At 44.8% G+C, this 18,749-nt stretch carries 13 protein-coding genes and 1 riboswitch; of the genes, 8 read left to right on the plus strand and 5 right to left on the minus strand.

Annotated elements, in window-relative coordinates; translation table 11 throughout:
- The first annotated feature begins 274 nt into the window (after window positions 1-274).
- The gene (locus tag NYE25_RS22830; protein WP_341146897.1) at window positions 275-3,397 is read left to right on the plus strand and encodes an EAL domain-containing protein; all 3,123 of its coding nucleotides are present in this window, start codon (window positions 275-277) and stop codon (window positions 3,395-3,397) included.
- Window positions 3,398-3,569: 172 nt separating this feature from the next.
- Here NYE25_RS22830 and NYE25_RS22835 read toward each other — a convergent pair whose 3' ends face one another.
- On the minus strand, window positions 3,570-4,664 hold the full coding sequence (locus NYE25_RS22835) for a GGDEF domain-containing protein (protein ID WP_341146898.1): 1,095 nt from the start codon (window positions 4,662-4,664) through the stop codon (window positions 3,570-3,572).
- A 244-nt stretch (window positions 4,665-4,908) separates the two neighbouring features.
- Between NYE25_RS22835 and NYE25_RS22840 the strand changes: the two genes are divergently transcribed.
- Window positions 4,909-6,426, plus strand: coding sequence for a methyl-accepting chemotaxis protein (locus NYE25_RS22840; RefSeq protein WP_341146899.1), 1,518 nt, complete (start codon window positions 4,909-4,911; stop codon window positions 6,424-6,426).
- A 51-nt stretch (window positions 6,427-6,477) separates the two neighbouring features.
- Here NYE25_RS22840 and NYE25_RS22845 read toward each other — a convergent pair whose 3' ends face one another.
- Window positions 6,478-6,993 (minus strand): nucleotidyltransferase family protein, encoded by a 516-nt coding sequence (locus NYE25_RS22845; protein WP_149646368.1) that lies wholly within the window; start codon window positions 6,991-6,993, stop codon window positions 6,478-6,480.
- Window positions 6,994-7,255: 262 nt separating this feature from the next.
- Between NYE25_RS22845 and NYE25_RS22850 the strand changes: the two genes are divergently transcribed.
- From NYE25_RS22850 to NYE25_RS22870, 5 genes are all read left to right on the plus strand, one after another.
- Window positions 7,256-8,860 carry a sensor histidine kinase gene (locus NYE25_RS22850; RefSeq protein WP_340975098.1) on the plus strand — a complete coding sequence of 535 codons (1,605 nt, stop codon included), beginning with the start codon at window positions 7,256-7,258 and terminating at the stop codon, window positions 8,858-8,860.
- On the plus strand, window positions 8,857-9,585 hold the full coding sequence (locus tag NYE25_RS22855; RefSeq protein WP_042184277.1) for a LytR/AlgR family response regulator transcription factor: 729 nt from the start codon (window positions 8,857-8,859) through the stop codon (window positions 9,583-9,585). Before NYE25_RS22850 ends, NYE25_RS22855 begins: the two co-directional genes overlap by 4 nt.
- Before the next feature lie 126 nt (window positions 9,586-9,711).
- Window positions 9,712-10,962: an L-lactate MFS transporter gene (locus NYE25_RS22860; RefSeq protein WP_339244437.1), complete on the plus strand. Its 1,251-nt coding sequence runs from the start codon at window positions 9,712-9,714 to the stop codon at window positions 10,960-10,962.
- Between the two features lie 334 nt (window positions 10,963-11,296).
- Window positions 11,297-11,905 carry an RNA polymerase sigma factor gene (locus tag NYE25_RS22865; protein ID WP_341146900.1) on the plus strand — a complete coding sequence of 203 codons (609 nt, stop codon included), beginning with the start codon at window positions 11,297-11,299 and terminating at the stop codon, window positions 11,903-11,905.
- Complete coding sequence (locus NYE25_RS22870; RefSeq protein WP_341146901.1) at window positions 11,866-12,834, plus strand: hypothetical protein; 969 nt, start codon at window positions 11,866-11,868, stop codon at window positions 12,832-12,834. Before NYE25_RS22865 ends, NYE25_RS22870 begins: the two co-directional genes overlap by 40 nt.
- A gap of 403 nt (window positions 12,835-13,237) precedes the next feature.
- Here the strand turns inward: NYE25_RS22870 and odhB are convergent, their stop codons facing one another.
- Together odhB and NYE25_RS22880 are read right to left on the minus strand one after the other, a co-directional pair.
- The gene (odhB, locus tag NYE25_RS22875; RefSeq protein WP_341146902.1) at window positions 13,238-14,512 is read right to left on the minus strand and encodes a 2-oxoglutarate dehydrogenase complex dihydrolipoyllysine-residue succinyltransferase; all 1,275 of its coding nucleotides are present in this window, start codon (window positions 14,510-14,512) and stop codon (window positions 13,238-13,240) included.
- A gap of 52 nt (window positions 14,513-14,564) precedes the next feature.
- On the minus strand, window positions 14,565-17,432 hold the full coding sequence (locus tag NYE25_RS22880) for a 2-oxoglutarate dehydrogenase E1 component (RefSeq protein ID WP_341146903.1): 2,868 nt from the start codon (window positions 17,430-17,432) through the stop codon (window positions 14,565-14,567).
- A gap of 470 nt (window positions 17,433-17,902) precedes the next feature.
- A riboswitch (cyclic di-GMP riboswitch) is annotated at window positions 17,903-17,987 on the plus strand.
- A 26-nt stretch (window positions 17,988-18,013) separates the two neighbouring features.
- On the opposite strand from NYE25_RS22880, the gene NYE25_RS22885 reads away from it, so the two are divergent.
- Window positions 18,014-18,169, plus strand: coding sequence for an anti-repressor SinI family protein (locus NYE25_RS22885; protein WP_231573373.1), 156 nt, complete (start codon window positions 18,014-18,016; stop codon window positions 18,167-18,169).
- A 208-nt stretch (window positions 18,170-18,377) separates the two neighbouring features.
- Here the strand turns inward: NYE25_RS22885 and NYE25_RS22890 are convergent, their stop codons facing one another.
- On the minus strand, window positions 18,378-18,707 hold the full coding sequence (locus tag NYE25_RS22890) for a helix-turn-helix domain-containing protein (protein WP_042131791.1): 330 nt from the start codon (window positions 18,705-18,707) through the stop codon (window positions 18,378-18,380).
- Between the last annotated feature and the right edge of the window lie 42 nt (window positions 18,708-18,749).

Consider the following 18,749-nt stretch of genomic DNA (forward strand, 5'->3'; position numbering starts at 1 on the left):
TAACTTAAATATAGTAAAGTGAAATCAATAACTTATTTAATAATGATAATCATTATCAACTTGTATCATTATTGCTATTATCCACATTTTCCATCTAAAAAGCAATATAAAAATGTAGCATCCGTAATTTTATATAATTTAAAAAAGGGAAGGGTTCATTGCTGGGATTTGCGTATATTATGTGACGAGGAAAGAAAAAGCAGGGGTATTGCCATATTTTGTCGAATAACATTTAGGATATTACTGTAAATTCAGTAAAAAGGGGGAATGAGCGATGAAGCAGTACAGACTGTTGCTTCTGATTAGCATTCTATTTATGCTCTTACCTCCTACTGCCATTCACGCCGAAAGAAAGGAGATCGAATATCAAGTAGAGCTGGAATATCCACCTTATAAATATATAAAAGATGGGTACATGACCGGTTTTGATATTGAATTGAGTAATATGATCTTTGAGAAGCAGGATTACGATGTCCACTACAGTACAGGGAAGTGGCCTGATGTATATAATCGGCTCGTTCAGGGAGATATCGAAACAGCGGGTCTAATGGCAGTAACGGAAGGACGAAAACAAGAGTTGTTATTTTCGGAACCTGTTTTCAAAAGCTATATTTCAATCTACGCAAGGCGAGGGCTTAAGGGTGAGATCGATTTAAATAAGCTTGGAGGTTATAAGATAGGTTTAGGAAACGGGCAGTATTCTGAAACAGTACTGAACGGGAAACTGGGAATTAATGATTACGTAGAATATGCAACGATTCCTGAAGCCTTGGAGGCTTTAGAAAAAGGGGAGATTGACCTTCTATTTGAGAATCAGGAGGTGGTCGATTATCTGCTCGTTGAACAGGGGAAGACGGACAGTATTATTAAGGAAATGAATGATCTTTATCCCAGGGATGTGGCTTTTGCAATCAATAAGTCTACACCGGAGTTAGTTTCTTATGTTAACGAGAGATTGGTGGAATTACAGCATTCGGGTGCTTTTGAAGAATTGTACCAGAACTATTTCTTCGTTCATTCTGATTATTATAAAGGCATGATCCACAAAAGATGGGTTTACGGAGCAATCCTTCTATTCTGTCTTCTTATTCTGGGTGGAGTCCTGCTTAAAATGAATATTAATCGTTTACGGCGTGCTGTTTATTCAGAGCATCAATTTTTTGAGGATGTTATAGAGCATAGTGGTATGGTAGTTTGGGCGGTGCAGGCAGATAAAAAGGTAGTGCGGTTTAACAAGTTTGCTGAGCGGATGACGGGTTTAAGCGAAAAAGAGGTGCTGGGAGTAAATATTGAGGATATCGATGGTCTAAAAGGTAGTACGGCTGCAATCCGTGATCTTTTGATGCGGGCAATACGGAATGAATATGTTAACAACGTAGAAATTAAGCTCCCAGACCAGTCATCTGAAGCGCGATATTTCTCATTCCGGACAGCCTTATTAAAAGGACTTGATAAGCAAGCAGCCGATATCTTTGTACTTGTAGGTGTGGATATCGATAATCGTAAACAAAATGAGCTGAGGCTACAGCTAAGTTATAAGGAATTGGAAGCTACATACGAAGAGCTCTCAGCGACAGAGGTCGATCTACAGGAACAATTTAATAGGCTTCAAATCAGTGAACGACGTTTCCGGCTCACCACAGAAGGTTCTGGTGCATATATGTGGGAGTTTGATTTGGAGGCGAGACGATTTCATTTATCAGACCGATGGTATGACCTCATAGGTTACACGAAGGATGAAATCAACTCGTTTGAAGAGGGAGCTTTTAGTATTGTTCATCCCGATGACCTAGCCTCAACCCGTAAGCTTAAACATGATCACCTGGAGGGTGTTACACCTATTTTCGAAACGGAGTTCCGCATGATTACCAAAGACAATCAAATCGTGTGGTTTGAAGTTAGGGGTAAGGCTACCGTTAATCCAAAGGATGAAGTTCTGTTATTCATGGGCTCCTTGATTGATATCAGCGAGCGGAAGCAAGCGGAGCTTAATTTGAGCAACAGCTACCAAGAACTTGGGGCGACCTATGAGCAGCTCGCGACTACTCAACAGGAGCTTCTAGTACAATATAATATGCTTCTAGACAATCAGAAACATATGCATCGTCTGGCTTATGTGGATGCGCTCAGTAATTTACCTAACCGTTTATGTCTGCTGGAGACCATGGAGAAGTATCTAAAGCATCCGGAAGGGAAATTTGCACTATTGTTTCTAGATTCAGATAATTTCAAATACATCAACGATACCTTAGGTCATAAATCCGGGGATGTACTCATCCGGAAGGCAAGTGAGAGATTGCAGTCACTGATGCGGGAAGGAGATATGCTCTCACGGCTAGGTGGAGATGAATTTGTTATTTTTATTAAGGATACAGAGGACCGTGAGGCTGTATTGAATCTGGCAGAGCGTATAATGAGAGCGTTCAGGCAGTCCTTTTTAATAGGAGAGAGTAATCTGTACGTCTCGCTAAGCATCGGAATTTCCTTTTATCCAGAGGATGGGGAGACGGCCGAGCAAATTTTGAGTAATGCGGATGTGGCGATGTACCGCGCTAAAGAGGATGGCAAGGGAACTTATGTAGTCTATGACAAATCGATGCATACAGCGTTTAATGAACGAATGAATATAGAGAAACATTTGCGCAGTGCTATGAACAATAATGAATTTGAACTGAACTATCAGCCCCAGATGGATATCGAATCCGGATTCATCTCAGGCTTTGAAGCTTTAATTCGTTGGAACAGCCCATCGCTTGGTTCTGTATCTCCACTTTCGTTTATAAAAATTGCTGAGGATTCCAGACTGATCATCGATATTGGTGAATGGGTGCTTCGCGAATCTTGCATCTTTATGAAAGGTATTCAAGATCGTACAGGTGTTCCTTATAAAATATCGGTCAACATTTCGATTATTCAGCTATTCCAGAACGATTTTATCGAGATGGTACAGGATAGTCTGGCAGTAAGTGGCCTAAATCCAAGCTGTCTTGAGCTGGAAATCACGGAGTCTATTTTTATGAAATCATTTGAGAGTATTCTGGGTAAGCTGCAGTTTCTTAAATCTAAGGGCATTAGTATCGCCTTGGATGATTTCGGAACGGGTTACTCATCACTTAGCTATTTGCAGCAATTGCCGATTTCAACGCTCAAGATGGATAAAACCTTTATTGATTCACTCTCAGAAAAAGCTAACAGCCAGTCTTTTGTGCAGTCCATTATACAGTTGGGGCATAATATGGGACTAAAAGTTGTAGCAGAGGGTGTAGAAGAGGTTATTCAAATGGATTTGCTCAAGCAATTAGGCTGCGACAAGGTTCAAGGCTACCTGATTAGCAGACCTGTGCCAAAGCAGGCAGTCGAAGAGCTTTTGGAAACACAGAGGCGCTATGGGATTTAGCAGTCAGATTCAAACAGATGAACACAAACAAGCCCGTGAAAAGATCCGTGGGCTTATTTGTTCAAATATAAGAATTTATAAGTTTCACGCTATATATTTTTCCTTATATTTCTCGCATAAACGCTTACCGTCCATTAGGGACGTCGAAGGCGTTTTTGCTTGTGTTCGGTCTTTAGCTGATTACGATTTTATTCTTCCCCGTGTTCTTAGCCTCGTAAAGTGCAACATCTGCCTTCTGAAATGTAGAATTCTTGGAATCTGAACCTCCGAAATCATGCATACCGATACTGACGGTTACGCTTGTACCGTTCATTTCCGCAAAATGGGTATCGGAGATGGACGTAAGAATACGCTTCATAATCTCATGAGAATGATCAAGGGTTTTAGAAGTCAGAATGACGACAAATTCTTCTCCGCCATAGCGAGCCGCGAAATCATCAGGTCCGACATGTTCGAGGAGGATCGCTGCAACCTTTTGCAATACGATATCTCCAACGGAGTGCCCATAGGAATCATTTACTTTTTTGAAGTTGTCGATATCCATAACGGCTAGCTGCATGGGAAATGGATTACTCTGCTGATGATCGATCAGCCATCCTAAGTATTCATAAAACGTCTTATGATTATAAAGATCCGTCAGCGGATCGATCTTGGATAGCCGGTCCATGATTATATTCTGAATGCGTAATTCCTGTTCTGACTTTACGGAGTTCTCCAGCGATCGCATCAAATCACGCCCACGACCGATGACTGCAAAGCCTGCTAAAGCAGTAGCAGCAAAAATAAGAACAATAATGATAGTTTGGGTGATGGGTACGTACCCGTGATTAGATGCGTTGATGAATAAAATGATCGTGTACAGTAGACAAACAGCAGAAGAGACTATCATATAACTAGATTTCATATAGATCATGGATACAAGCAGCGGCAGCAGCATAATTAATGACGTGACATACAGTTCATCATTGAGATTGATGATCAACAGAAACGCAAATAAATGGCTCGCTACTGTAATAGCAAGCTCGGACCAGAGGGGTTTCCATCTATAGATACACTCCAGAATAATGATCAAAGTCACTATGATCGAATCAGGAATCAGCGACTGTACAATAAACTCTCCCATGGTTAAGGTATCCGAATGTTGATCCCATGAGCATAGAGAAATAAACATATGAATACTTAAATCCACAATCAGGATGATCCAGAATGCATTGAGGAGCACACGATTCCAATGGGTCTGACGAGGAGTTTGAGATGTAGTATGCATAATGTGTTCCTCTTTTCCAGTGGCAATTTGCTTATATATTCGACAATAATTACGGATTCCCTCTCGACCAATTATCTCCAAATATATTCGTATATTACGGTTACGTTGGTGTAGGTCCTCCAGGGATATGGATTTGCGTGTGGAAAGACTGATCGAAAAGGAATAGTATAGAAAGTATTTCCTTTAATTAACTCTGCTGATATAATGTTAGAATACATAACATCAATCGAGTGGAGTGGGAATAATGATGCAGATTCGCCCTAGCCAGATTTTTGTAGTCGTCCTGTTGCTCCTTGTCAGTGTTTACAGTTTGTTGATAGACATGTTCTGGATTCATAAGCTGGTAATCATCCTGCTTATGGCTTCTCTAGGCTGGGTCCTGCTAAATTTGTCCCGCTACGGTTATCGGAAAGAAGTGCTGCTGAAGGAAGCTAATAGTAAAGTGGAGCTGCTTGGCAATGAGATTGTAGTTACGTCGGACCGACTGCATGGTGCACTCGAAGAAATCAGTCGTCATACAGAAGAGCTGCAACGGACAGCAGATTATTCACATGAATATGAGATGGATTTGCGGATTCGCAGTAACGAAGCTAAAGCTAATATTGAAGGTGCTTATCAGACAATGGGCGGAGTAGCATCCGTTACCGCACATATCGAAGAGTTGACGGAGAGACTGGGGTCAAATATGAAATATGCTCGTCAAGGAATGACAACCATGGTTGATTCCTTGAGCATCGCAGATGCTGTGATGAAGGATTTACAGATGCAGAGCGGGGACATGTTAGCTAAGTTTACTATCTTGAGTAATCATATTGCGATGGTAGAAGAGATCAATACGCTTATTAACGGAATTGTGGATGAGACCTCACTGCTAGCGCTTAATGCTTCCATAGAAGCGGCCCGGGCCGGGGAACAGGGCCGCGGATTTGCGGTGGTGGCCAGCCGGATTCGGCAGCTGGCTGATCAAAGCAAGAGCTCGGTAGACCGTTCCTCTGGCATCTTGCTCGACATAAATAACGGAGTACAGCAGGTGCTGGAATCCGTGACGAAAGAGCAAGCTTCAGTGGAACGTGGGGTGAACGAGGTCGGCACTGTGAAGCTTCGACTCGATGATATCGCGTCGAGAGTCGATGAGGTAGGCAGCGCCGTAACAGAAACCATCGATGCTGCCGCGAAGCAGAGCAAGCTGATTGTTGAAGTGACGACGGAGCTGAGTGGGGCAGTGGCTATCGTGAATGAGACGATTGCCAATGTCGATCTTACGCTGGAACAGGTGACACGGCAGCGGAGCCAGATCGGGCAGCTGAACGAAGTCAGCGCTAATCTGTTAGCGGAGTCGCAATCGTTGCAGCAATCGGTTACCAGCATAGCAGCCCGAGAAGAAATCGAGATGAGCCAATATGCTGCCCGGCTTCAAGAAATGCAGAGTCTCTTGGAGACAATTTCAGCTAAGGAAGAACTGTACGACCCAGATACTGAAGTTCATCAAGGTGTTTTGACCTCTTACATTAAAAAAATTCCGGATGTACAAGCCATTTGGTCCAATCGGACGGATGGGACCTTTATCTATTCCGAGCCAGCGGCTGGCCTCTTGAATGCCAAGCGACGTGATTGGTGGAATGGGGCCATAAATGAAGGTCAATATGTCTCGAAGCCTTATGTATCAGCGATTACGAAGCGTTCTTGTATTACATTATCCAGAGCGATTAAGAATCTTCAGGGAGATGTCGTTGGTGTAGTAGGTATCGATTTGGCGGTGTAATAAAACCAGAAAAGCAAGCCCTGCTATATTGGGGGCTTGCTTTTTGTTATTTTAGGTAGTGCTGATCTGCAACTGTTTCCACGTCGCCTGCCAGTTCTTTTTAATAACGCGTTGTTCATAAATAGGGAGTAAGCTCGGGTTTTCAGTAAAATGTGGGGTAGGTCGTAATACTACATGAATAACATCGGAAATTCCGTGTGGAGCGACTAGGATGATTTTACCCGATGGATCTAGGGAGAGCCCAAGCGCTGTGGCGGTTTCCGGAAACTTGGATATCGCATCAACAGCTGATGTATAAGGTGGAAGTTGATTGACGGTATGCATTCTTGCTTCATTTTTAACAGACCAGGGAACATTGGGGTTTAAATCTCTTAGCTTCGCCTCCCAATCCTTCTCCACTTCCTCTTGAAGATTGCTGTCGTCATAATAAATAACATCAACATCTGGCAAAGGTGTCCGTTCTTCGAAGCCATGAAGGGTATCCCAAATTTTTGCACGCACAAAGCCAGCGCAAACCCACCAGTCAGGTAACTGCAGCGATCTAGCATTTTCTAATATATCCATCATCCAGGGATCATTTTGTACAAGCTGTATGATATCTGCCTCGTGTTCTAATTTTTGCAAACCGCCCACCTCCGTATATGTATGCTTTTATTCTGTTCATATCATACAACAAGAGTTTCAATAGAGGTATTAAAGGATAGGCTGAATGGACAGAGGCATGAACTATCTTTATAATAAGTCGACATCTAGTCCTTTGGAGGCGGAGACCGTGCAATATACGTTTACGATATTACTGCAATTATTCGAAAGAGCAGCACTACTGCTGATGTGTCTGTTCGTGCTGACTCGTCTGCCGCGGTTTAAAGAGATTTTTCAAAAAGGAACCTACGCCCCGCAGGAGCTTGCCATAGCGACGACGATCTTCAGTTTATTCGCCATCTTCGGTACCTATAGTGGCATTAATGTGGAAGGCTCGCTTGTGAATGTGCGAATTATCGCCATCGTGTCTGGTGGGATTTTGTTCGGGCCATGGGTAGGACTCATAACAGGCATCATCTCAGGGGTTCACCGTTTTTTAATTGATATCGGAGGGGTAACCTCTCTTCCTTGTCTGATTACGAGTATTACCGCAGGGATTGTGTCAGGGGTAATATACCGCCGCACTTCTGGTGAACGTCGCTGGATGGCCGGTATTTTGGCCGGGATGGCCTGTGAAGCCCTGACGATGCTGCTCATTCTAGTGATGGCCGAACCGTCGTCGCTGGGTGTGGATATCGTGTCCAAAATTGCTTTTCCGATGATTATGAGCCAGATTAGTGTCGGTCTGATTGTCATGCTAGTGCAGAGTGTGGAAGGTGAAAAGGAACGGATTGCGGCGAAGCAGTCCAAGCTGGCACTGGATATTGCCAATAAGACCTTGCCTTATTTTCGCAATATTAATCCCGAGTCGCTTCGTACCATCTGCCAAATTATCAAAGAAGATATCGGTGCAGACGCTGTAGCTATTTCGGATACAAGACTCATTCTCGCTTACGTTGGTGTTGGGGAAGAGGACTATACTACGACCAATGAAATTATAAGTGAAGAAACTAAGGTGACGTTGTCCAGTGGTGAAATTACGATCCGTAACGACGATAGTGATTATGTGAATCCGGAGATTAAATCGCTGATTATTATTCCATTGAAGGAAAAAGGCGAAGTGACGGGAGCGCTCAAAATCTATTACACCAGAGCCCACAAGATCACTTATTCTCTACAAGCTATGGCTGTAGGTTTGTCGCAAATGATCTCTACGCTAATGGAAGTATCGCGGGTTGAGGGCATTAAAGAAATGGCGAACAAAGCAGAGCTAAAGGCGCTGCAGACAAGCATTAACCCACACTTTCTGTTCAATGCGCTGAACGCGATTGCGTCCTCGATTCGGATTAACCCGGATAAGGCGCGCGAGCTGATCGTGAATCTGTCTGGTTATATGAGATACAATCTGGAGCTGACGGATGAATTCATTGATATTAAGCGCGAGCTGCAACAGGTTCAACAGTACGTAGAGATTGAAAAAGCGCGCTTCGGAAGTCGCCTTAATGTCCTCTATGATATTGATGAGGTTCAGGTTCGGATTCCGAGTCTAATCATTCAGCCGCTTGTAGAGAATGCGATCATACATGGCATACTGAAGGTACGAGGGACGGGAACCGTAACGATTTCTGTAAAAGATCAAGGCGATAATGTGCGAGTTGGCATTCGGGATACCGGAGCGGGCATCAGCAAAGAAACCATAGAGAAGGTCTATGCTGGCGATATGCCGGAGAATAAGATCGGACTGTTTAATGTACATCAACGGGTCAAGCTCATCTATGGAACTGGTCTTACAATTCAGAGGCTCGATAAAGGGACGAACATTTATTTTGATGTCAAAAAGGAGGGCCTATGAGAGCAATTATCGTGGAGGATGAAGAGCTAGCGAGACAGGAACTGGCTTATTTAATAGAGACTCACAGCGGAATTGATATTGCCGCACAATTTGAAGATGGGCTGGATGCACTCAAATTTTTACAGGTTGAGACGGTAGATGTGATTTTTCTGGACATTAACATTCCCTCGATTGACGGAGTACTGCTGGCTCAGAATATTAGCAGATTCTCGGTAAAACCTTATATAGTGTTTATTACTGCGTATAAGGAGCATGCCGCCGAGGCGTTTGAGATTGAAGCGTTTGACTATATTCTTAAACCCTACAGCGAGGTTCGCATTAAGGCTATGCTGCACAAGCTAGAGGGGGCGTTCGCTGCTCGCGGAAGACAGGGGGAAGAGGAACGTAATCCAGTAAGTGATAAGGTGAATCTGTGGAAAAATGAGAAGATTATCGTAGTGAATGCTGATGATATTTATTACGCCTCCGCACAAGAGAAAAGTACGAGCGTAATAACTAAAGGTGAGGAATATAGTATGGCGCTCAGCATCAGCGATTTTTATAATCGACTGCCGGAGGATCGTTTTTTCCGCTGCCATCGTTCCTATATCGTTAACCTGTCCAAAATCAAGGAAATCATCCCTTGGTTCAACAATACATACTTGTTGCGCCTGCATGATTTGGAGTTTGAGGTGCCGGTAAGTCGAAGCAAGGTAAAGGAATTCAGGCAGATCATGCGCCTATAAATGCAGTTCATTCTTCATTTTCGTCATCTCATGCCAGATTTCTCTCAACATCCGCTGGTTTAGCTACAATAAAGAGGCAATAGAAGCTCTTGTAGCAGATCACGAGAGGGAAAGAAGGAATAGACCATGACTTCGACGATGGACAACAAAAACGCCAAACGGTGGCTTATCGTATTAGGAACAGTAATTATGCAGATGGGTCTAGGTACCATTTATACATGGAGCTTGTTCAATGCACATCTGGTAACAAAATTCGGGTGGGAGCTTAATTCTGTTTCGATTACGTTTTCGATCACGAGCTTTGCACTCGCTTTTGCGACTTTGTTCGCAGGGAAATTGCAGGATCGTTTTGGTCTTCGCCGGTTAACTGCCGCCGCAGGGATTGTGCTTGGTCTAGGATTGATTCTTAGTTCTCAGGCGAATTCGCTTCTAATGTTCTATGTATTGGCTGGTGTAATCGTTGGTTTTGCAGACGGAACAGCTTATATCACTTCATTATCTAACTTAATTAAATGGTTTCCGAATAATAAAGGCTTAATCTCCGGTGTGTCCGTGGGTGCTTACGGAACGGGAAGCTTGATTTTTAAATATATCAATGGTAGTTTGATCGACTCGGTGGGTGTGTCTAATACGTTTATGTATTGGGGCATGATTGTTATGGTGATGATTGTAATCGGTTCCTTACTCGTCAGAGAAGCTCCAGTACAAGCGGCATCACTGGGTGCAACAGCAACATCGACTATCGCTAAACCAAAAGACTACACGGTAAAAGAAATGCTACGCACGAAAGAAGCTTATCTGTTGTTCATTATTTTCTTTACCGCTTGTATGTGTGGTCTGTATTTGATCGGTATTGTAAAAGACATCGGTGTGCAGCTGGCTGGACTTGATGTACAGACGGCAGCTAATGCCGTAGCGATGATCGCAATTTTTAATACAGCAGGACGTTTGATCTTGGGTGCCTTGTCTGACAAAATGAGCCGTTTGAAGCTGGTAGGCGCTTCTCTTGCAGTAACGGCAGCCGCTATGTTGACCCTTAGCTATGCGACGCTGAATTTCGGACTGTTCTTCACTTGTGTAGCTGCCATTGCATTCTGCTTCGGGGGTAACATTACAGTGTTTCCGGCAATTGTCAGTGACTTCTTTGGTCTTAAGAATCACAGTAAGAACTATGGAATCGTATATCAAGGTTTCGGTATTGGAGCCCTTTCAGGTTCGTTCATCGCCGTCTTCCTGGGCGGGTTTAAACCTACCTTCGTGATCTTTGGTCTCTTGTGTCTTCTGGCCTGCATCATCGCGATTTCGCTAAAACCGCCGGTGGAGAAAGCGAAAGAGAAGAAAGCGCTTCGGCTCAAAGCTACAGAACGGACGGCTTAAAGGTAAAAAGACAATAAATTAAACAAAGACGTACAAACTGACAACAGTTGTACGTCTTTTTTCTATTGGCGGGCAGTAGTCCGTGGAGCGTGTGAAACAAAAAAACTAAGGTGATCTGAATTCAGAATGAATTACTCATTGGAGAATATTACAGAAACACGGTCCGTATTGCAGCTATTATTGATTTTTGGCTCATTTTGCTAGAGTCACGGACTGTATAGCCCTTATTAGCCTCTACATGTGTATAATTGGAGTGAATTTGGGAGAATAGTTCGGTTTACATAGGCACTTTTTTCGCTGCCCAAGTGTTATAGAAGATATAAAGGTTAAGGAGGTGCTTACAACGCCACAGGATTCGCTAGACCCAAAGGAGCTGGAAGAGTTAATCATTTGTATTCAAAAGGGCAATATCGAACGGTATGCTTTTATCGTTAGAGCTTTCCAAACGCCAATCTACCGCTATTGCTATCGTTTGTTAGAAAACAAGCAGGATGCGGAGGACGCAGTTCAGGATGTTTTGGTAAAAGGCTATCAATCTATCCATCAATACAAGTCGCAGATGCATTTCTCGGCATGGCTCTATCGAATCGCGTATCATCATTGCTTAAACCTGCTGCGCAGACGGCGCTTGCAAAAGCGAGTCATGAGTATCTTCAAGCCTGATTTTATGTCTGCAAGTCCGGAACAAGAGCTGGATGATCGGTTGTTTAATCCCTCATTGTCAGCCGCTTTAGCGCAGTTGTCGCTGGAAGAGAGGAATATGCTTATTCTGCGGGTGTTCGAGGAAAAAACTTATGCGGAGATAAGCGAAATTCTTGGGGTCAGTCCCAATGCACTGACGAAGAGAATGAACCGGATCAAGCGGAGAGTGCAGGAAGCTATGAAATTGGAGGAGGAGATCAGATGGAACGAACCACAATCAGCGATGAATACCCAGATGTAATGTATGCCTCAGCCGGCAATGAACATCTGGGCGAGATCGATGTAGAAGAGAAGGTTATGGGACATATCCGTGGCATATCAGATCGAAAGCGATCGTTCTCGCTCTCGCTGAAGACGATGAATAGAACAACGGCAATTGCCAGTATGTTAGCCTTGTTCCTGATGATCTCAGTGACAGCTTATGCTGCATCGGAATATATACAGATCCGCAATAGTGAAGGCGTAGTGAAGGTTCAGCATGTTGCGCCGAATGAATCTGCAGGAGTAGCCTCCTATGATAAGTATGCACAGAAAGTAGATGCTTTCGCTAAACCGGGAGAATTGATCGCCTATCTTGTGAACAATAATGCAGGTGCAGCAGCCTTGGCAACAGAATTGTCCTTTAAGTATAAAGAGCAGCGGATAGGCGCATATTCTGATTTTTTGAAGGAAATCAAACGGACAGGGGCGCCGATGCTTCCTGCATTGGCAGCAGGGTATGCTTTTGAATATGGGGTTATAAACCCTAATCATCCGACTACGGATGCGGAGAAGAACAGTTCTCTATATCAGGAGACGTTACAAGATCTTACTGCCCAAGCAAACAAAGATAAGGGAAGTAGTAATTTATTTATGAAGGCTATACCTTGGTCGGAACCAGGCTGGATCAGTGCAATTTATTCGAAGAATAATGCTTTTATAGGTATCTCTGCCACGATCATGCATGGCGGGAAAGTGTTCGTGGAGCAAGAACCTGAGAATCAAGCGGATAAGATTATAGTGGCTGGCACAGAAGTGATCTATAACAAAGTAGTGAAGGAAGAGGTCAGCTACGATTATCTGAATTGGTATAACGAGAAGCAGGATGCGTATTATACACTCGGCAGCTACGGAGATAAGATTTTGACCAAGGAGCAATTTCTGCAGGTGGCTGGTGAGCTGCTGAAGTAGATTCTTGTAGTTTTGTAGTTGCTTGCGCTAAGTTAGTTGTACTATGTACAATTAAAGTTAACTAACACGTTTATATAAGCCCTGTAGTTGTATTTAATACAGCTATTACTGGTTAGATTAGTGGAAATAAACGTTTTTACGGATTTTAGTTGTAGAGAATGCAATTAAGGAAGAGGATATGGGAGATCAGAAATAAATAAGTGTATAAAATACAGTTAGATCATATGCAAGGTAGGAAGCATTCCCGACAACGCCGGACTTTCTAACCTAGGGATTCATGATTCACCTTGTACTTATGAAATACTTCATCTCAATAGTTGATTCAGATATAAAAGAAGGTATCCCTAATGCGAAGCTTTAGGGATACCTTCTTTATATTCTTAAGTCGAAAGATCGATCAGGGTTAGCCTTCCAGCAGCAGGGCTTCTGGATCTTCCAGCAATTCCTTCACTTTGACGAGGAAGCTAACCGCTTCAGAGCCGTCAACGATCCGGTGATCGTAGGAAAGGGCGATATACATCATTGGACGGTTAACGGTTCTTTCTTCGTCCAGCGCAATTGGACGCAATTGAATCTTATGCATCCCTAGAATACCAACTTGAGGGGTATTCAGAATCGGGGTGGATAATAGGGAACCGAATACACCGCCGTTGGTGATAGTGAACGTACCGCCTTGAAGCTCGGAGAGACTAAGTGTATTAGCGCGTGCCTTGGAAGCGAGTTCGCCAATTTGACGTTCGATTTCCGGGAAGCTGAGGCGATCTGCGTCACGGACAACCGGAACCACTAGACCTTCCTTAGCCGCAACGGCAATACCGATATCGTAGAATTTCTTAACAACCAGATCTTCACCGTCAATCTCTGCGTTCAGCAGAGGGTAGGTCTTCAGCGCACCGATCACGGCTTTGGTGAAGAAGGACATGAAGCCTAGTCCTACTTCATGCTTCTCTTTAAAAGCATCCTTGCGGCGCTTGCGGATGTCGAGGATCGCTGTCATGTCCACCTCGTTGAAGGTGGTCAGCATGGCTGCGGTCTGCTGCGCTTCTACCAAGCGGCTGGCAATCGTGAGCCGTCTGCGCGACATGCGCTTGCGCTCCACGTTCTTGCCATCCTCTGGCGCGGCTTTGCTCGCAGCCGGCTTCGCTGGCTCCGGCTTGGCTTGTGCCGCCGGAGCTACCGGTACAGCGGCCTGTGGCGCTGCTGCACCATGACCGGACACATCGGCCTGACCAATCCGGCCGATAGGATCACGGGCGCTAACATCGCCGAGGTCGATGCCGCGCTCCCGTGCCAGCTTGCGTGCGCCCGGCGATGCCAATGCAGCGGGGCTTTCGCCACCCGCTACAGCGACTTCGGGCGCTGCTACAGGTGCGGCTGCTGCGCTGCCGCTTGCCGGTGCCGCTTCAGGCGCTTTGCTCTCAGCGGCCTGCGGCGTACTGCCGCTAGCGGCTCCAATGATGCCGATGGCTTCGCCAACGGCTACGTTTTCGCCCGCTTGACGTAGGATGGAGGAGATGACACCCTCCACCTCCGCACTAATTTCCAAATTCACTTTATCCGTCTCTAACTCAGCAAGCACATCACCTTGACCTACCGTGTCGCCTTCTTTAACCAGCCATTTATAGATGGTTCCTTCGGATATAGATTCTCCCAGATCGGGTACTAAGATTTCTGACACAGGCCGTTACCTCCCCAAACATAATGGTTTACGCTATTGTGATACCGTCCTCTTAAGAGGACGGTACAGCTGTTTGTACTTGTGAATTTGCTTTTAGGGCCTCTGAAACAATTCTACGCTGTTCAAAGCTATGAACATCTGCATAACCACTCGCAGGACTGGAACGTTCAGGACGTCCGATATATCTCACGCTAGTGTTTTGCGGTGCGATGGCCCGTAACCGAGGTTCGGTATAACTCCATCCGCCCATATTCTTCGGCTCTTCTTGCACCCAGACAATTTCCTGAAGGGATGTGAAGGAGCTTAAGTGAGCACTCAGTTCATGTTCTGGGAACGGATAGAGTTGCTCTAAGCGCAGTACATGTAGCCATGACCAATCTTTGTCTGAAGCAGCTTCTAGCTCTGTTTGGATGTCGATAGCTACTTTACCGCTGCAGACTACTAGACGTTTGACCTCACCTGGCTTCTGGCCTAGCAGAGGCTCAGCTAACACAGGCTGGAATTGTCCGGAAGCGAGCTCAGTTCCGGCAGATGTGCTGCGCGGATTACGAATGAGACTCTTCGGCGTCATAATCACCAGTGGTTTAGCGTCTTCCTGTCCACATAAAGCAGCTTGGCGCCGCAAGACATGGAAATATTGAGAAGCAGTGGTCAAGTTAGCAACGGTCCAGTTCTCTTCCGCGGATAACTGTAGGAAGCGTTCCAATCTACCACTGGAATGCTCGGGTCCCTGTCCCTCGTAGCCATGCGGTAACATGACGACGAGATTGCTGCGCTGCGTCCATTTCGCACGTCCAGCGGCAATGAACTGATCAAATATAACCTGACCTGCATTGGCGAAGTCGCCATATTGTGCTTCCCAGATGACGAAGGTTTCTGGTGCGAACACATTATAACCATACTCAAAGCCTAGCACAGAAGCTTCAGATAGCGGACTGTTATATACGCCAAAGGAAGCGCGAGAATTACTTAGCTGATGAAGCGGAGAGAATAATTCTCCTGTCTTGCTGTCGTGCAGCACCAGATGGCGGTGTGCGAAGGTGCCACGCTGTGCATCCTGACCGCTAAGTCGAATTGGCGTTCCATCCTTCAGGATGGTTGCGAAGGCGAGGGACTCAGCGAGTGCCCAGTCGACCTTTTCACCCTCATTCAGTGCGTCCTTGCGACGCTGCAGAATTCGCTCCAGTTTCGGATAGACTTGGAATCCATCAGGTACGCTCAGTAGCTCACGATTAATCTCTTGCAGACTGGAGATCGGTACGGCTGTAGTGCCTGCCGCTGAGCGATCTGTATGAAGAGGAATGAAGGCCTTTGGTTCTTTTTTCTTGTGATTGCCTTCCTTCATACTATCGTACGCACGTTGCAATACGCCTTCTGTTTCAACGTGCATCTTTTGTACATCTTCAGCTGTAAGAATTTTTTCACGCTGTAGCCGCTCCGCATACACCTTGTAAACGGTTGGATGATTGCGTACCTTACCGTACACGATAGGTTGTGTAGTTTCAGGATCATCCATTTCGTTATGTCCATGACGACGATAGCCGATGAGATCAATAACGAAATCCTTTTTGAATTGATTGCGATATGCACTAGCTAAACGAACGGCTGATATACAGGCCTCAGGATCATCAGCATTGACATGGATAATTGGAATTTCATATCCTTTGGCGATGTCACTCGCATAATGCGTTGAACGGGAGTCTTCGCTTTCTGTCGTAAAGCCGATCCGGTTATTAACAATGATATGGATCGTCCCGCCATTCTGATAACCTTGAAGTTTGCCAATATTAAGTGTTTCTGCAACAATCCCTTCACCTGGAAAAGCAGCATCGCCATGCATCAGTACCGCCATAGCTTTACTGGTATCAATCTTCGGCAATCCGGCTGTGCTCCGATCTTCTTGAGCAGCACGAGTGAAGCCTTCCACGACAGGATTGACGAATTCCAAGTGACTTGGGTTATTCGCTAGTGTTATTCTTGTGCGTACGGTTTCTCCTTCACGGACAGCGCGATCTGCACCCAGATGGTATTTCACATCACCCGTCCAGCCATAGTTAATGCCTGTAGAGCCTTCGGAAGGGAAAAGCTCCTTGTTCGGAGAATGATGAAACTCTGAAAATATAATGTCATAAGGTTTGCCCAAAATATGTGCAAGAACGTTGAGGCGACCACGATGCGCCATGCCCATCAGAATATGCTCTGCGCCGTCATGCGCAGCAGCGCGTACGATTTCATCCAGCATCGGTACGAGAGCGTCATTGCCTTCCAAGCTGAACCGCTTCTGACCCACAAAGGTTTTGTGGAGGAAGGTTTCGAATTGCTCTACTTGGATCAGGCGGTTTAGCAGCTCTTTACGTTCTGCATTATTTAAAGGCGCTGGTGAGCTTGTGGATTCTGCCTGTCTGTTCAACCATTTCAGTTCTTGTTCTTCATGCACATGCCCGAATTCATAGGCGATTGTCTTGGTGTAAGCCTGACGCATACGCTGAACTGCATCCCATCCGGTATGCACATCATTCGGCGCATTCTCCCAAATGAGCGTGGCAGGTAGTGCGAGCAGATCCTCACGAGTCAGCTCATAGGTTTCGAGTTCAAGATATTTAGCCATGGGATTGTGATCGCGCTCAAGCGGATCAATATCAGCGGCTATATGGCCATATATACGAATATTAGCGATTAGCTTGGAAGCTCTTACTGCCTTTCTAAGCCATTCGGTGTCTCCCGAAATGCGAGGCTGTGGAGCCGGTTCGCTATCCGGTGTTAGGGGTGGGGGACCCGAATTTGTAAAAAGCTCGCGATAATTATTCTCTACGGTGGAAGGATCTTTCACAAACTGTTCATATCTTTCTTGAATGTAGCCTAAATTGGGTCCGTAATACTTACTCCAAATGGATTCGTTATAGGGCTCTTTGGCTGCCATGAATACATCCTCCTTAACGGATGAACTCCATACGTGACATTTTGTGTCAACGCTTACTGGAGCTGTGATGATTGCGGTTTCATTTCTCATCTTATTGTGCTACTTTCCACACGTGTAATCAATTCATTCTTTCGTCCAATACGTTCGCAAAATGGTATGGGTTAGCTTGTTCTAATGAAAAGAACGCTGTTTCTTCTCATTACCCATTCCTAAGGCCCACTAAAATGATTCTAATATCCTTATTTTTAACTAATAGGGAAGGAAGTATCATTCTATCGGCTTAATTAATTTTATGAATAGGACGAGTATCGTGTTAAAAGGACAAGATATCGCACAAAAGAGCTTCTATTTTTTGTTTTTTAATGGAAAAACTAATCAGAAATCGACACACTTTTCCACTTTAGTATAGTATAATGTTATTGCAGTTAGCGATTTTCATATATTCAAAGTAGATCCTTTCGTGTAAAGGGTCCAGTAAAAGGTAAACCTGCCGAAAGGCAGGGGCACAAAGTCGCGGGTCTAAGGTAGAAATACTATGACAGCCGGATTGCCTGGGGACTAAAATCTTAGGAGGAGATTTTTTGGACAAGTCCAACCAGGGAAGCAACAGAGAACAGCAGGTCATTGATCTAGACGTAGAGTGGGTCCATTTATTATTAGCAGCTAAGAAGGCTGGCATAAAGGCAGATGAAATTCGTCGCTTCTTTCATGAGAAGACAGTGCAAGCCGTGCAGTAATACATTCAGTGCGTAATATTTTAAAAAAGGGCACAGCGATAACTCGCTGTGCTCTTTTTCGGTGTATATGAAAGTATAAGTTTCACACCGTATATGATCATTGTATTCTGCTAGAATACAAACGCCTTCGCCGTCCGTGTTAGGAGAGCGAAGGCGCTTATGTTTAATAGTATGAGTAGAAGAGGATCTTATCAGGTCAGATGGAGGATTAATCCTTCTGATCCAGGCGCCATTTCTGGTAGTCCAGAAACTCCTTGAATTCGCGTTTGCTTATGCCTGAGGCCATAGCTTCCTGCACCAATCGGAACCATTCCGAATCTAAAGGTGATTCCTCAGCATCATTAGGCTCTCCATAGAGCAAAGCATGGATGGATACCTGAAGCGCGTCGGCGATCTTTTCGATAAACTGGATTGAAGGATTGGACTGGATGTTTCTCTCCACATTGCTAAGATACGACTTAGCAACATCCGCTCTGTCCGCAAGCTCAGATAGGGACAATCCCTTTTCTAGGCGGAGATGCTGGATACGTTGGCCCATATTTTGTGGCACTATGCTGACGCCCCTCCGTAATTTTTGTTA

Source organism: Paenibacillus sp. FSL E2-8871 (assembly GCF_038000345.1).
In the GTDB taxonomy this organism is placed as follows: domain Bacteria; phylum Bacillota; class Bacilli; order Paenibacillales; family Paenibacillaceae; genus Paenibacillus_AQ.